We start from the raw sequence: 15,370 nt of genomic DNA, 5'->3' as shown, positions 1-15,370 counted from the left end.
TGATCTCGGGGAGCATGCGGCCGGGGACCGGCCGTCGGCCGCCGCGTCCCCTCCACCTCGGGAGGCCCCATGACGAAACGTGCAGGAATTCTGGTCGCCGCCGGTGCGACGGTCGCCGGTCTGCTGGCCGCCGCTCCGGCCCCGGCCGCCGCTTCCCCGGCGAGCACACCGCCCGCCCCGGGGCTCACCTGGACAGGCTGTCCGACGGAGAACCATCCGACGCTCCAGTGCGCGAAGGTCACCACCCCGCTGGACCACGCGAACCCGTCGGGCCGGAAGATCACCCTCGCCCTCTCCCGTATCCCGCACACGGCCAAGGCCTTCCAGGGCCCGCTGCTCGTCAACCCGGGCGGTCCCGGCGGCAGCGGACTGTCGATGGCCGGGTTCGTGGCGTCGGCGCTGCCGGAGAAGGTGGCATCGCAGTACGACGTGATCGGGTTCGACCCGCGCGGGGTCGGCAGGAGCAGCCCGCGGCTGGACTGCCTGCCGGGCCACGCCGATCCCGTGCGCCCCGACTCGGTGCCCGCCTCCCTGCGGGACGAGCGGATCAACCGCGACCGGGCCGCCGCGTTCGCCCGCGCCTGCGGCGAGAAGCACGGCGACGTGCTGCCGTACATGGACACCGTCAGCGCGGCGAAGGACCTCGACGTGATCCGCCGGGCGCTGGGCGCGGAGAAGATCAACTACTTCGGCTACTCGTACGGTACGTATCTGGGCGCCGTCTACGCGAAGCTGCACCCGGAGCGGGTGCGGCGCCTGGTCCTGGACTCGGTGGTCGGCCCGGACGACGTCTGGTACCAGGGCAACCTGAACCAGGACTACGCGTTCGACGACCGCCACAAGGCGTTCGCGGCCTGGGTGGCGCGGCACGACGCGGTGTACGGGCTCGGCACGGACCCGGCCGGGGTCGAGGCCGCCTGGTACCGGATGCGGGCGGCCGTGGCGGCCGAGCCGGCGGGCGGCAGGGTCGGGGCGAGCGAGCTGGAGGACACCTTCCTGCCCGGCGGCTACTACAACGGCTACTGGCCCTACCTGGCCGAGGCGTTCGCCGCGTACGTCAACGACCGGGACACCGAGGCCCTGGTGACGGCGTACGACAACTTCGGCGCCACCGGCCCCGGCGGCGGCAACAGCTACTCCGTCTACACCGCCGTCCAGTGCCGCGACGCGGGCTGGCCCCGGCACTGGTCGGCCTGGCGCCACGACGCCCGCCGGATCCACGCCAAGGCGCCCTTCATGACCTGGAACAACACCTGGTACAACGCGCCGTGCGCCTCCTGGCCGGTGGCCCCGCTCACCCCGGTCGACGTCACCAACCACCGCCTCCCGGCAACCCTGATCCTCCAGGCGACGGGCGACGCGGCGACCCCGTACGCGGGCGCGGTCTCCATGCACCGCAAGCTCAAGGGGTCCAGCTTCGTGGTGGAGGAGGGCGGCGGCAACCACGGCATCACCCTGAGCGGCAACGCCTGCCTGGACAAGCACCTGACGGCCTATCTGACCGACGGGACCGTCCCGCGCGGGCGGGGCACGGACGAGGCCGACGCGGTCTGCGCGGCGCTGCCGGACCCGAAGCCGCTGCCGGCCGCGAAGGCGGCGGCCCAGTCGGTGGACAACAGCACGGGCAGCCGCCTGCACGGATTGCTGGGGCCGCGCCACTGAGCCCCGGCCGCCGCCCCGGCGCCCGTCTCACTCCCCCGGCAGCCGGCTGAGCGCCTCCGCCGCCGCCCTGCCCAGGCGCGGGTGCGGAAGGGCCGCCGTGAGGACCGGGCGGGCGCGGGGGTCTCCCAGGTGGCCGAGGCCCTCCACGCAGGCCAGGGCCACATGCCCGTGCGGGTCGCCGGGGGCCAGGAGGCGCTGGAGGGTGGCGACCAGGGCGGGGACCGCCTCGGGGGCGCGCAGGGTGGTGAGCAGGCGCACCGGGTGCACGGCGTACGCGGTGCGCAGGGCGTTGGTGGCGAGCGCGGCGGCGGCCCGGGGGGTGCGGGGGTCGTTCAGGCGGGCCAGGGCATGGGCGGCGGAGACGCAGCGTTCCGGGTCGCGGTGGTTGAGCAGGAGGACCAGCGCCTCGAAGGCCCTGCGGTCGCCCGCGCAGCCGAGCCGGAAGGCCGCGATCTCCCGGGCCCAGAGCGGCCTCCCCGGCTCGACCAGGACCCGGGCCAGCACCTCGTGGTCGTCGGTGGCCACCAGCAGGTCGTACGCGGCCGGGCCGTCGGCGGCCGGGTCCGGCGCGGCCGGGCCGTCCGCGGCCGGGTCCGGCGGACCGGCCGCCGCCTCGTCCCGCAGCCGGTCCATCAGCGAGCGCAGCTCCTCATCCATGACGCTCAGCGTATCCATGCACACGCTCCGTACGGGACGGGAGCGTTGAGCCGATGTGGTCCAGCGCACAACGACCCAGGGGTGGCGCGCTCGTTACTCGCCGGTTAATCTCATCTGAGCGGGAACACACTCCCCCGCAAGCTCCGGTGGCCTGGTGACGCAGCCACCCGGAGTGCTTGTCGGTTCGGCAGTAACCAGTGCGACGCGACTCCGGGACAGAGTCCGTCACCCCTCCCGGCCGGGCGTGCTCCAGCGCCCCCGGCCCCGCGCTCCACGACACGCATCACGCATGCCACGCGCCGCTCCCTCATCGCCGCGCGCGCCTGCTCCCACAGTCGTCACTCACCCTGGAGTCCCGTGATGGACACCCCGCTCTCCACCATTGCCGTCGTCGGTCTCGGCACCATGGGCACCGGCATCGCCGAGGTCCTGGCCCTCGCCGGCCGCGAGGTCATCGGCATCGACATCAGCGAGGCGGCCGCCCGGCAGGCCGTCACCTCCCTCGAAGCCTCCACCGCACGGGCCGTCGCGCGCGGACGGATCACCGAGCAGGAGCGGGCCGGGGCGCTGGCCCGGTTCCGTACCTCCGGCGCCCTCGCGGCCGCCGCCGACGCCGAGCTGGTCATCGAGGTCGTGCCGGAGTCGTACGAGCTCAAGCAGCAGGTGTTCCGCGAGCTGGACGGGATCGTCGCGCCCACCGCGATCCTCGCCACCGGCACGAACGCCCTGTCCGTCACCCGGCTCGCCGCGGAGTCGCAGCACCCCGAGCGCGTGCTCGGCCTGCACTTCTTCAACCCGGCACCCGCGATGAAGCTGGTCGAGGTCGTCTCCTCGGTGCTCACCGCGCCGCCCGCCGTGGAGACCGTCACCAGGCTGGCCCGGGAGCTGGGCAAGGAGCCGGTCGCGGTCGGGGACCGGCCCGGGTTCGTCGCGGACGGGCTGCTCTTCGGCTACCTCAACCAGGCCGCCGCGATGTACGAGGCCAACTACGCCTCCCGGGAGGACATCGACGCGGCGATGAAGCTCGGCTGCGGGCTGCCCATGGGCCCGCTCGCCCTGCTGGACCTGATCGGCATCGACACCGCCCGGACGGTCCTGGAGGCCATGTACTCCGCCTCGCACGACCGCCTCCACGCCCCCGCCCCCGTCCTCGGCCAGCTCAGCGAGGCCGGGCTGACCGGGCGCAAGGCCGGGCGCGGCTTCTACACGTACGAGGCCCCGGGCAGCCAGACCGTCGTGCCCGACGCGCTCACCCCGTCCGCCGGAGCGGCCGCCGGCGAGGGGCGCTCCGTCGCCTCCGTCGGCGTCGCGGGCTCCGGGACCATGGCCTCCGGGATCGCGGAGGTCTTCGCCAAGGCCGGGTACACCGTGGTCCTGGCCGCCCGCGGCCAGGAGAAGGCGGACATCGCCAAGGGCCGGATCGCGAAGTCGCTGGAGCGTTCGGTCGGCAAGGGGCGGCTGACGGCGGAGGCCCGCGACGAGACGCTGGGGCGGATCACGGCGGCCGGTTCGCTGGACGCCTTCGCGGAGGTCGACCTCGCCGTGGAGGCGGTCGCGGAGGACCTGGAGATCAAGCAGCAGCTCTTCGCGACCCTGGACAAGGTCTGCCGGCCGGGCGCGGTCCTCGCCACCACCACCTCGTCCCTGCCGGTCGTCGCGATCGCCCGGGCCACCGCCCGGCCCGAGGACGTCGTCGGGATGCACTTCTTCAACCCGGCGCCCGCGATGAAGCTGGTGGAGGTCGTCCGTACGGTCCTGACCGCCGACGACGTCCACGCCACGGTCCGCGCGGTCTGCGCGAAGATCCGCAAGCACCCGGTGGACTGCGGGGACCGGGCCGGGTTCATCGTCAACGCCCTGCTGTTCCCGTACCTCAACAACGCGATCAAGATGGTCGAGGAGCACTACGCCTCGCTGGACGACATCGACGCGGCCATGAAGCTGGGCGGCGGCTACCCGATGGGCCCGTTCGAACTGCTGGACGTCGTCGGGCTCGATGTCTCCCTCGCCATCGAGAAGGTGCTGCACAAGGAGTTCCGCGACCCGGGGCTCGCCCCCGCGCCGCTGCTGGAGCACCTGGTGGCCGCGGGCTGCCTCGGCCGCAAGACGGGCCGGGGCTTCCGCGAATATGCCCGTCGCTGACCCGGGGGCCGGGTGGGGCGGGCTGCTGGGACCCTCCGGCTCCCCGCCCCCGAAGGCGCGCTCTCCTGCACCGATGCGTTACGTTCATGCCATGTCCCAGCCCGCCAAGTCACCCCGTGCCACCGCCGCGCCCGACGCCCCGGAGACCGCCGCGGGGTCGCGCGCCGCCGCCCAACGGCTCAAGATGCGCCGCGAACTGGCCGCTGCCGCGATGGAGCTCTTCGCCACGAAGGGGTACGAGGCGACGACCGTCGACGAGATCGCGGGCGCCGCGGGCGTCGCCCGGCGGACCTTCTTCCGCCACTTCCGCTCCAAGGAGGAGGCGATCTTCCCGGACCATGACGACACCCTCGTCAGGGCCGAGGCCGTCCTCAACGCCGCCCCCGCGCACGAGCATCCGCTCGACACCGTGTGCCGCGGCATCAAGGAGGTCATGAAGATGTACGCGGCCAAACCCGCCGTCTCCGTGGCCCGTTACAAACTGACCCGTGAGGTACCCACCCTCCGGGAGGCCGAGATCGCGTCGGTGGCCCGCTACGAGCGGCTGTTCACCCGCTATCTCCTGGGCCACTTCGACGAGCGCGACCACCACGTGGGCAACGACGACCCGCTGCTGGCGGAGGTGGCCGCGTCCGCCGTGGTCACCGCGCACAACCACGTACTGCGCCGCTGGCTGCGGGCGGGCGGCCAGGGTGATGTGGAGGCCCAGCTCGACCGGGCCTTCGCCATCGTGCGGGAGACCTTCGGCACCGGGATCGGGGCGGGCCGGACCGCCCCGGCCGATGCCACCAGGGCCCCGGCGGCGACCGTGGCGGCCGAGGGCGAGGTGCTGGTCGCGGTGGCCCGTACGGACGCCCCGCTGGACGAGGTCATGCGAACGATCCAGCAGGCGCTCAAGGAGCGCTGAGCGGGACGGTCGGCTCTTCGCCGGGGGGCCAGGACGGCGGTGCCTCCCCGGTGGCGTCCCAGGGCGGCGGTGCGCCGCCCTCGCTCCAGGCGGCCAGCTCCTCGGGGCCGTAGCAGAGGATGCCGCACCGCTCGGCGTAGTCGAGCGCGGGCTCGGTGAAGCCTCCGGTGGAGACGACGAGCGCGATGTCCGCCCCGTGCACGGCGTAGCAGGTGCCGCCGAACCGCTGGAGGTCCTGCGATCCGGCCCGGTTCTCCGGACCGTACCGCTTGCACTGGACGACCAGGCGGCGGCCGTCCGGGGTGGTGGCCAGCACATCCGCGCCCAGGTCCCCGGCGCCGCCCACCACCTCGGCGTCCGCGCACCCGTCGCGCCGGCACAGCTCGGCGACGGCCTCCTCGAAGGCGTACGGGTCCAGCTCCGCGTAGTCGAGTGGACCGGCGGCCTCCGGGGGCGCCGGGCGGGCCTGGGCGCGGGCCTCCTCGGCGGCGTCCAGCTCCGCGATCCCCGCGTCCACGATCCCGTACGCGGCCTCCGTGACGGCCTCCGCGACCCGCCGGGCCCGGCGGCGGCGGCGGAACACGACCAGGGCGGCGGCCAGGAGCAGGCCGACCACGAGCACGGCGGCGACCGGGTGGCGTCCGGCGCTGCGCCAGGCGGCCCGCAGGGCCATGCCGCCACCCGCGAGGACCAGCGCGACCAGGGCGAAGCCGAAGGTGGTGCGCCGGAGGTCGAAGGGGCCGCGCCCGCTCCGGACGCCGTCTCTGCGGATCGGTATCGCCATCGGTCTCCCACCCCTGTTCCGCACTGCGGCTTCCAAGATCATCCGTTCTCGGCCGTCTGCCCCGAGCCGGCCGTTCGACGCATGCGGAGCGCGCCGTCCGGCGCGCGCGGCGGCCGAAAACGACTGGTCCGCCGGGCGCCGCTGTGCTGAGGTGCGCGGATGCCGCACACCGATAGCGAGACACGTGACCTCTTCGACCGCACGATGCGGGAGCACGCCCGCCCCGACGGACCCGGCGTCCGCGTCGAGCGCGTCGGCCCCGTCGTCCGCCAGGTCGGCGGCCCGGACGACTGGAACGGGGTGGTGTGGTCGGCCCCGGGGCTGGACGCCGCCGGGGCCGATGCCGCCATCGCCGCGCAGATCGAGCACTGCACGGCGCTCGGCCTGCCGGATTTCGAGTGGAAGCTGTACGCCCACGACTCCCCCGCCGACCTGGGGGAACGGCTGCGGGCCGCCGGGTTCGTGGCGGAGGAGCCGGAAACACTGCTCGTGGCGTCCGCGCAGCTGCGGGCCGGGCCCGCCGAGCTGCCCGAGGGGCTGAGCCTGCGGCCGGTGACCGACGCGGCGGGGGCGGAGCTGATGGCCCGCGCCCATGAGCGGGCGTTCGGCACCGACGGGCGGCGCCTGCTCCACCAGGTGGTGAAGCGGCTGGCGGAGGCGCCGGAGGACTTCGTGGCGGTGATGGCGGTGGACGGCGACGGGGAGCCCGTCTGCTCCGGGCGGATGGAGCTGTACCCGGGTACGGGCTTCGCCGGGCTCTGGGGCGGGGGCACGGTGGCCGGCTGGCGGGGCAGGGGTGTCTACCGGGCGCTGCTGGCGTACCGGGCGCGGATCGCCGTCGAGCGCGGCTACCGCTACCTCCAGGCCGACGCCACCGCCATGTCGGCCCCGATCCTGCGCCGGCTGGGCTTCACGGAGCTGGGGACGACGACGCCGTATGTGTACCGGCCGACCCGGTAACCGCACGCCAGCAGGACAGAACGGGTCGTAACACCCATCGTGTTGCTCATGCGTGCCTACGAGATGACAAGTGAGAGAAATTGTTGGCACTGGGTGCCTTGTCAGGTGTCACGGAGTGCCATACGTTGAAGGTGTCCGGGCGGCCGGCGTGCTGGGGATCTCCCGTACGCCGGCTGTCCCCGCAACCACCGTGCTGCGCGCCCGGACGCCTGCGTCACAGGCACCCTTCTGCTCCACCCGAGCAAAGCCGAAGCTCCACCCGCCGAACCGACGGCCATACACCTCCACACCGCACCGCTCCCTGCCAGCAGGGCCCCTCAAGCGTTCCCTCGACGCCGCACCACCGGAGGCAACACCGTGAAGGAAATCCTGGACGCCATCCAGTCGCAGGACAGCACGGCCGCGGACTTCGCGGCCCTGTCCCTCCCCGAGTCCTACCGCGCGATCACCGTGCACAAGGACGAGGCGGAGATGTTCGCGGGGCTCGAATCCCGCGACAAGGACCCGCGCAAGTCGATCCACCTGGACGAGGTCCCGGTCCCCGAACTCGGCCCCGGCGAGGCCCTCGTCGCCGTGATGGCCAGCTCGGTGAACTACAACTCCGTCTGGACCTCCATCTTCGAGCCGGTCTCCACCTTCGGCTTCCTGGAGCGGTACGGACGGCTCAGCGAGCTCACCAAGCGCCACGACCTGCCGTACCACGTCATCGGCTCCGACCTGGCGGGCGTCGTCCTGCGCACCGGCCCCGGCGTGAACGCCTGGAACCCGGGCGACGAGGTCGTCGCGCACTGCCTCTCCGTCGAGCTGGAGTCCTCCGACGGCCACAACGACACGATGCTCGACCCCGAGCAGCGCATCTGGGGCTTCGAGACCAACTTCGGCGGCCTGGCGGAGATCGCGCTCGTCAAGTCCAACCAGCTGATGCCGAAGCCCAAGCACCTCAGCTGGGAGGAGGCGGCGGCTCCGGGCCTGGTCAACTCGACCGCGTACCGCCAGCTCGTCTCGCGCAACGGCGCCGGCATGAAGCAGGGCGACAACGTCCTGATCTGGGGTGCCAGCGGCGGACTCGGCTCCTACGCCACCCAGTTCGCGCTGGCAGGCGGCGCCAACCCGATCTGTGTCGTCTCCTCCCCGGAGAAGGCCGACATCTGCCGGGCGATGGGCGCCGAGGCGGTCATCGACCGCAACGCCGAGGGCTACAAGTTCTGGAAGGACGAGCGCACCCAGGACCCGAAGGAGTGGAAGCGCTTCGGCAAGCGCATCCGCGAGTTCACCGGTGGCGAGGACATCGACATCGTCTTCGAGCACCCGGGCCGCGAGACCTTCGGCGCGTCCGTGTACGTCACCCGCAAGGGCGGCACCATCACCACCTGCGCCTCCACCTCGGGGTACATGCACGAGTACGACAACCGCTACCTGTGGATGTCCCTCAAGCGCATCATCGGCTCCCACTTCGCCAACTACCGCGAGGCGTGGGAGGCCAACCGCCTCATCGCCAAGGGCAAGATCCACCCCACGCTCTCCAAGACGTACACGCTGGAGGAGACCGGCCAGGCCGCCCACGACGTCCACCGCAACGCCCACCAGGGCAAGGTCGGCGTCCTCGCACTCGCCCCCCGCGAGGGCCTGGGCGTCCGCGACCAGGAAATGCGCGAGCAGCACATCGACGCCATCAACCGCTTCCGCAACGTCTGAGGTTCTCCCATGACCGAACGTCAGAAGGACCGGCCCTGGCTCATGCGGACGTACGCCGGTCACTCGACCGCCGAGGCGTCCAACGAGCTGTACCGCCGCAACCTCGCCAAGGGCCAGACGGGTCTCTCGGTCGCCTTCGATCTGCCCACGCAGACCGGATACGACCCGGACCACATTCTCGCCCGCGGCGAGGTGGGCCGTGTCGGTGTGCCCGTCTCGCACCTCGGTGACATGCGCCGGCTGTTCCAGGACATCCCCCTGGAGCAGATGAACACCTCGATGACGATCAACGCGACCGCCATGTGGCTGCTGGCGCTCTACCAGGTGGTCGCGGAGGAGCAGGGGGCCGACCCCGGCAAGCTCCAGGGGACCACGCAGAACGACATCGTGAAGGAGTACCTCTCGCGCGGGACGCACGTCTTCCCGCCGGTGCCCTCGCTGCGGCTGACCACCGACATGATCACGTACACGGTCAACCGCATCCCCAAGTGGAACCCGATCAACATCTGCAGCTACCACCTCCAGGAGGCGGGGGCGACCCCGGTCCAGGAGATCGCGTACGCCATGTCGACCGCCATCGCGGTGCTCGACGCGGTCCGCGACTCGGGCCAGGTCCCGGAGGAGAAGTTCGGTGACGTGGTCGCCCGGATCTCGTTCTTCGTGAACGCGGGCGTCCGCTTCATCGAGGAGATGTGCAAGATGCGCGCCTTCGGCCGTATCTGGGACCGCGTCACCCGGGAGCGGTACGGCGTCACCGATGCCAAGCAGCGCCGCTTCCGCTACGGCGTCCAGGTCAACTCCCTCGGCCTGACCGAGGCGCAGCCGGAGAACAACGTCCAGCGCATCGTCCTGGAGATGCTGGCCGTCACCCTCTCCAAGGACGCCCGCGCCCGTGCCGTACAGCTCCCGGCCTGGAACGAGGCGCTGGGGCTGCCCCGGCCCTGGGACCAGCAGTGGTCGCTGCGGATCCAGCAGGTGCTGGCGCACGAGAGCGATCTGCTGGAGTACGAGGACATCTTCGCCGGGTCGCACGTCATCGAGGCCAAGGTGGACGCCCTGGTCGAGGAGTCGCTGGCGGAGATCGACCGGATCCAGCAGATGGGCGGCGCGATGGCGGCCGTCGAGTCCGGCTACCTCAAGTCGGAGCTGGTCTCCTCGCACGCGGCCCGGCGGGCCCGGATCGAGGGCGGCGAGGAGAAGATCGTCGGCGTCAACATCTACGAGACGACCGAGCCCAACCCGCTCACCTCCGACCTGGACGGCGCGATCATGACCGTCGACCCGGCGAACGAGGCCCGGGTGGTCGCCGCCCTGCACGAGTGGCGGGACAACCGCGACGAGGCCCGGGCGACGGAGGCGCTGGCCGCGCTGAAGAAGGCCGCCGCGGGCACCGAGAACATGATGGAGGCCACCGTCGAGTGCGCCCGCGCGGGCGTCACCACCGGCGAGTGGTCCTGGGCGCTGCGGGACGTCTTCGGGGAGTTCCGCGCGCCGACCGGGGTCTCCTCGGCCCCGGTCGCGGTCACCGCCGAGCCGGGCAGCACACTCGCCCTGGTCCGCGAGAAGGTCACCCGGACCGCCGCCGACCTGGGCGTGGGACGGCTGCGCCTGCTGGTCGGCAAGCCGGGCCTGGACGGGCACTCCAACGGGGCCGAGCAGATCGCCGTACGGGCCCGGGACGCCGGGTTCGAGGTGGTCTACCAGGGGATCCGGCTGACTCCGGAGCAGATCACCGACGCGGCGCTGGCCGAGGACGTGCACTGCGTGGGGCTCTCCATCCTCTCCGGCTCGCACGCGGAGCTGGTGCCCGACGTGCTGCACCGGCTGCGCGAGGCCGGGGCACCGGACATCCCGGTGATCGCGGGCGGCATCATCCCGCCGGCCGACGCGACGGCGCTCATCGAGGCCGGTGTGGCCGCCGTCTTCACCCCGAAGGACTTCGGCATCACGGAGATCATCGGCCGTATCGTCGACGAGATCCGGAAAGCGAACAAGCTCGACCCTCTGGAGGTCTCCGCATGACCACGCCCACCACCCCCGTGAACCGGCTGCGCCCGCGCCGCTCGTGTCTGGCCGTGCCGGGCTCCAACCCGCGCTTCCTGGAGAAGGCCCAGGGCCTCCCGGCCGACCAGGTCTTCCTGGACCTGGAGGACGCCTGCGCCCCGCTCGCCAAGGAGGGTGCCCGCCACACCATCGTGGACGCGCTGAACAACGGTGACTGGAGCGGCAAGACCCGGGTCGTACGGGTCAACGACTGGACGACCCACTGGACCTACCGGGACGTCATCACGGTCGTCGAGGGCGCGGGCCCCAACCTCGACTGCATCATGCTGCCGAAGGTCCAGGACGCCCAGCAGGTCGTGGCACTGGACCTGCTGCTGACCCAGATCGAGAAGACGATGGGCTTCGAGGTCGGGAAGATCGGCATCGAGGCGCAGATCGAGAACGCCAAGGGCCTGGTGAACATCGACGAGATCGCCGCCGCCTCGCCGCGCCTGGAGACGCTGATCTTCGGCCCGGCCGACTTCATGGCCTCGATCAACATGAAGACCCTGGTCGTCGGCCAGCAGCCGCCCGGCTACCCGGCGGACGCGTACCACTACATCCTGATGCGCATCCTGATGGCGGCCCGCAGCCACGACCTCCAGGCGATCGACGGCCCGTTCCTCCAGATCCGCGACGTGGACGCCTACCGCGAGGTGGCCGGTCGCGCCGCCGCCCTCGGCTTCGACGGCAAGTGGGTGCTCCACCCGGGCCAGGTCGACGCGGCCAACGAGGTCTTCTCGCCCTCGCAGGAGGACTACGACCACGCCGAGCTGATCCTCGACGCCTACGAGTGGTGTACCTCCGAGGAGGGCGGCAAGAAGGGCTCCGCGATGCTCGGCGACGAGATGATCGACGAGGCCAGCCGCAAGATGGCGCTCGTCATCGCGGGCAAGGGCCGGGCCGCCGGAATGCAGCGCACCTCCAAGTTCGAAGCCCCGGAGGCCTGATCATGCAGTTCGGACGCACTTTTGAGGAGTTCGAGGTCGGTGCCGTCTACAAGCACTGGCCCGGGAAGACGGTCACGGAGTACGACGACCACCTCTTCTGCCTGCTGACCATGAACCACCACCCGCTCCACATGGACAGCAACTACGCGGAGAAGACGACCGACTTCGGGAAGAACGTCGTCGTCGGCAACTACGTCTACTCGCTGCTGCTCGGCATGTCGGTGCCGGACGTCTCCGGAAAGGCCATCGCCAACCTGGAGGTCGAGTCGCTCAAGCACATCGCGCCGACCTTCCACGGCGACACCATCTACGGCGAGACGACCGTCCTGGACAAGACCCCGTCGAAGTCCAAGAACGACCGCGGAATCGTGTACGTCGAGACCAGGGGGTTCAAGCAGGACGGCACCGTGGTCTGCGTGTTCCGCCGCAAGGTGATGGTCCCCACCGAGACGTACATCAAGGAGCGGGGCGGCGAGCAGCCCGGCCGCCCGACGCCCGCCAACTAACCGTGCAGGGCCGTGAGGCCATCCGCGTGAAGCCACAGGAGAAGCAGCCATGACGCGACTCGCCCAGACGGCCGGTCTGAACGACGTCCAGCGGGAAATCCTTTCCACGGTCCGGGATTTCGTCGACAAGGAGATCATTCCGGTCGCGACCCAGCTGGAGCACCGCGACGAGTACCCCACCGAGATCGTGGAAGGGCTCAAGGAACTCGGCCTGTTCGGGCTGATGATCCCCGAGGAGTACGGGGGTCTGGGCGAGTCGCTGCTCACCTACGCGCTCTGCGTGGAGGAGATCGCGCGCGGCTGGATGAGCGTGTCCGGGATCATCAACACGCACTTCATCGTGGCCTACATGCTCAAGCAGCACGGCACCCAGGAGCAGAAGGACACCTTCCTGCCGCGCATGGCGCTCGGCGAGGTGCGGGGGGCCTTCTCGATGTCGGAGCCGGCGCTCGGCTCCGATGTCTCGGCGATCACGTCGAAGGGCGTCAAGGAGGGCGACGAGTACGTTCTCAACGGCCAGAAGATGTGGCTGACGAACGGCGGGACGTCGACGCTCGTGGCCGTTCTCTGCCGAAGTGACGAAGGCCACCCCGAGGGGACCGCGCCCCACAAGTCGATGACGACCTTCCTCGTGGAGAAGGAGGCCGGCTTCGGAGAGGTCCGGCCCGGCCTGACCATCCCCGGAAAGATCGACAAGATGGGTTACAAGGGCGTCGACACGACCGAGCTCATCATGGACGACCTGCGCATTCCGGCCAATCGAGTCCTGGGGGGCACGACCGGCCGAGGGTTTTACCAAATGATGGACGGTGTCGAGGTCGGACGGGTCAATGTGGCCGCACGTGGCTGCGGTGTCGCTCAGCGTGCGTTCGAGCTGGGCGTTTCGTACGCCCAGCAGCGCCACACCTTCGGCAAACCGATCGCGCAGCACCAGGCGATCCAGTTCAAATTGGCCGAAATGGCCACCAAGGTCGAGGCCGCTCATGCGATGATGGTGAATGCAGCACGCAAAAAGGACTCCGGGGAACGGAACGACCTGGAGGCAGGGATGGCGAAGTACCTCGCCTCCGAGTACTGCAAGGAAGTCGTCGAGGACGCCTTCCGTATCCACGGCGGCTACGGCTTCTCCAAGGAGTACGAGATCGAGCGCCTCTACCGCGAGGCACCGATGCTGCTGATCGGTGAAGGTACCGCCGAGATCCAGAAAATGATCATTGGCCGGCGACTCCTGGAGGAGTACCGATTCCAGGGCTGATTGCCCGTTCTGAGGTGATTTGGTGGCGAAGAACATCACACCGGGTCACCCTCGACGGGCGGCGTTCGACAGTCCGACTCGGCTGCTGGCTTGCCCAGTTGCGCCCGGCAACCGATAGCATCTTCGGAAAGCCGCCGTCCCCCGTTGCCAGCGCGGCATCATCCGCTACGAAGGTCATTCATGCCCGACAGCCCTACCTCCGCAAACCGCGGCGGGGTCCGCATCGCCCGCGGAGCATCGCCGTGGCTCCTCCCGACCGTCGCCACCGCGGCCCTCAGCCTGGCCCGCGCCCGCAAGTCCGGGCGCTGGGCAGCAGCGGCCGTGCCCACCACCGCGCTCGCGGCGGGCATGCTGTGGTTCTTCCGTGACCCCGAGCGCGAGATCGCCGAGGGCCGGGTCATCTCCCCGGCCGACGGCGTGGTGCAGAGCATCATGCCGTGGAAGGACGGGCGGACCCGGGTCGCGATCTTCATGAGCCCGCTCAACGTCCACGTCAACCGCGCGCCGCTGGCGGGCACCGTGACGTCGGTCGAGCACGTGCCGGGTGGGTTCGTTCCGGCGTTCAACAAGGAGAGCGAGAACAACGAGCGCGTTGTCTGGCACTTCGACACCGAACTGGGCGACATCGAGATGGTGCAGATCGCGGGAGCGGTCGCCCGTCGCATCGTGCCGTACATCCCGCAGGGGACGAAGGTGGAGCAGGGCGAGCGCATCGGCCTGATCCGCTTCGGCTCCCGGGTCGACATCTACCTTCCGGAAGGTATCGATGTCGCGGTCGAGGTCGGCCAGGCCACCACCGCGGGGGTGACTCGAATTGACCGTAGTTGATCCGGATACCAAGGTCGGCTGGGTGCCCGAGGCCGAGCAGGAGGGCGACACCGACGGCACGGAGGACATGCCGCTCTCGCTGCGGCTGTCGATAGCGGACACGCTCACTCTCGGTAACGCCACGTGCGGTTTCATGGCGGTGTACTTCACCACCACGGGGATCCTCATCCCGCACCTCACGGGCAGCGAGGAGACGGGCATGGCCCGTCACTCGGCGGCCACCGCCGTGATCCTCATGCTGATGGCGGCGATCTTCGACCTCTTCGACGGGCTCGTGGCGCGCAAGCTGCGGTCCTCGCCGATGGGGGCCGAGCTGGACAACCTGTCCGACCTCATCAGCTTCGGGCTCGCCCCGGCGTACTTCGTCCTCGTGTACGGGATGGTCGCGGACGACGCCCATCAGCGGGTGTCGGCGCTGGCGGCGATCGTGGTGCTCCTGGCCGTGGTGCTCAGGCTGGCCAGATTCTCCTGTGTGACCTTGAAGGACGGCATGTTCCAGGGCATGCCGAGCCCCTTCGGAGCGCTGACGGTCGTCTCGATCGTGCTCCTGGAGCTGCCGTTCATCCCGACGCTGCTGGCGATCATCGGGGTGGCGTGGCTGATGGTGAGCCGGGTCGAGTACCCCAAGCCGCGGGGCATCCTCGCGGTGGCGATGCTCAGCTGGATCGTGAGCGCGATGGGGCTGCTCGCCGCATGGGCGTTCGACGCCCCGGGCGGTCAGCTGCTGCTCCAGACCGGCTGCGCGCTCCAGGTGGTGCTGGGCGCGGTGATCCCGCTCTTCGCCACGGCGCGACGGGTCAACACGTTCCGTGACAACCGCCGCGAGGCGCGGGCGGCACAGCACCCGTAGCGGGTACGTACGCGGAATGCACGCGCGACAGGGCGAGGGCCCGGATGCTCCCCGGCATCCGGGCCCTCGTGCGTTTCCCGACGGGTGGGCCGTTCGGGCGGCGCGGCGGGTGACGGCCGGACCGCCATGTC

General features: G+C 71.0%; 13 protein-coding genes. 11 read left to right on the top strand and 2 right to left on the bottom strand.

Annotated features, from left to right (window positions below; genetic code table 11):
* Positions 1-69: 69 nt before the first annotated feature.
* Positions 70-1,662 (top strand): alpha/beta hydrolase, encoded by a 1,593-nt coding sequence (locus ACQ9ZG_RS28845; RefSeq protein WP_499281367.1) that lies wholly within the window; start codon positions 70-72, stop codon positions 1,660-1,662.
* Between the two features lie 27 nt (positions 1,663-1,689).
* Here ACQ9ZG_RS28845 and ACQ9ZG_RS28840 read toward each other — a convergent pair whose 3' ends face one another.
* Complete coding sequence (locus ACQ9ZG_RS28840; protein WP_499281366.1) at positions 1,690-2,343, bottom strand: adenylosuccinate lyase; 654 nt, start codon at positions 2,341-2,343, stop codon at positions 1,690-1,692.
* A 336-nt stretch (positions 2,344-2,679) separates the two neighbouring features.
* On the opposite strand from ACQ9ZG_RS28840, the gene ACQ9ZG_RS28835 reads away from it, so the two are divergent.
* Positions 2,680-4,461: a 3-hydroxyacyl-CoA dehydrogenase family protein gene (locus tag ACQ9ZG_RS28835; protein WP_109916973.1), complete on the top strand. Its 1,782-nt coding sequence runs from the start codon at positions 2,680-2,682 to the stop codon at positions 4,459-4,461.
* A 91-nt stretch (positions 4,462-4,552) separates the two neighbouring features.
* Complete coding sequence (locus tag ACQ9ZG_RS28830) at positions 4,553-5,368, top strand: TetR family transcriptional regulator (RefSeq protein ID WP_018491847.1); 816 nt, start codon at positions 4,553-4,555, stop codon at positions 5,366-5,368.
* Here the strand turns inward: ACQ9ZG_RS28830 and ACQ9ZG_RS28825 are convergent.
* Positions 5,355-6,152 carry a restriction endonuclease gene (locus ACQ9ZG_RS28825; protein WP_028418581.1) on the bottom strand — a complete coding sequence of 266 codons (798 nt, stop codon included), beginning with the start codon at positions 6,150-6,152 and terminating at the stop codon, positions 5,355-5,357. The genes ACQ9ZG_RS28830 and ACQ9ZG_RS28825 overlap by 14 nt on opposite strands.
* A 159-nt stretch (positions 6,153-6,311) precedes the next feature.
* Between ACQ9ZG_RS28825 and ACQ9ZG_RS28820 the strand changes: the two genes are divergently transcribed.
* From ACQ9ZG_RS28820 to pssA, 8 genes are all read left to right on the top strand, one after another.
* Positions 6,312-7,112, top strand: coding sequence for a GNAT family N-acetyltransferase (locus tag ACQ9ZG_RS28820; protein WP_109917699.1), 801 nt, complete (start codon positions 6,312-6,314; stop codon positions 7,110-7,112).
* Positions 7,113-7,469: 357 nt separating this feature from the next.
* Positions 7,470-8,807, top strand: coding sequence for a crotonyl-CoA carboxylase/reductase (ccrA, locus tag ACQ9ZG_RS28815; protein ID WP_018491844.1), 1,338 nt, complete (start codon positions 7,470-7,472; stop codon positions 8,805-8,807).
* 9 nt (positions 8,808-8,816) lie between these two features.
* Entirely contained in the window at positions 8,817-10,829 is a 2,013-nt protein-coding gene (locus ACQ9ZG_RS28810; protein ID WP_028418578.1) for a protein meaA, read from the top strand.
* A complete protein-coding gene (locus ACQ9ZG_RS28805) occupies positions 10,826-11,800 on the top strand; it encodes an HpcH/HpaI aldolase/citrate lyase family protein (protein ID WP_070201045.1) in 975 nt (324 codons plus the stop codon). The genes ACQ9ZG_RS28810 and ACQ9ZG_RS28805 overlap by 4 nt, the downstream gene beginning before the upstream one ends.
* A 2-nt stretch (positions 11,801-11,802) precedes the next feature.
* Positions 11,803-12,306: a MaoC family dehydratase gene (locus ACQ9ZG_RS28800; RefSeq protein WP_028418576.1), complete on the top strand. Its 504-nt coding sequence runs from the start codon at positions 11,803-11,805 to the stop codon at positions 12,304-12,306.
* 49 nt (positions 12,307-12,355) lie between these two features.
* The gene (locus ACQ9ZG_RS28795; RefSeq protein ID WP_028418575.1) at positions 12,356-13,561 is read left to right on the top strand and encodes an acyl-CoA dehydrogenase family protein; all 1,206 of its coding nucleotides are present in this window, start codon (positions 12,356-12,358) and stop codon (positions 13,559-13,561) included.
* A gap of 180 nt (positions 13,562-13,741) precedes the next feature.
* Complete coding sequence (locus tag ACQ9ZG_RS28790; RefSeq protein WP_018491839.1) at positions 13,742-14,389, top strand: phosphatidylserine decarboxylase; 648 nt, start codon at positions 13,742-13,744, stop codon at positions 14,387-14,389.
* A 22-nt stretch (positions 14,390-14,411) separates the two neighbouring features.
* A complete protein-coding gene (gene pssA, locus ACQ9ZG_RS28785; protein WP_028418574.1) occupies positions 14,412-15,239 on the top strand; it encodes a CDP-diacylglycerol--serine O-phosphatidyltransferase in 828 nt (275 codons plus the stop codon).
* The last annotated feature ends 131 nt before the right edge of the window (positions 15,240-15,370 follow it).

This window comes from Streptomyces araujoniae (assembly GCF_050871195.1).
Lineage (GTDB): Bacteria > Actinomycetota > Actinomycetes > Streptomycetales > Streptomycetaceae > Streptomyces > Streptomyces bacillaris.
Note: the sequence above shows the minus strand (reverse complement) of the source record. Positions and strands in the feature narration are given on the sequence as shown.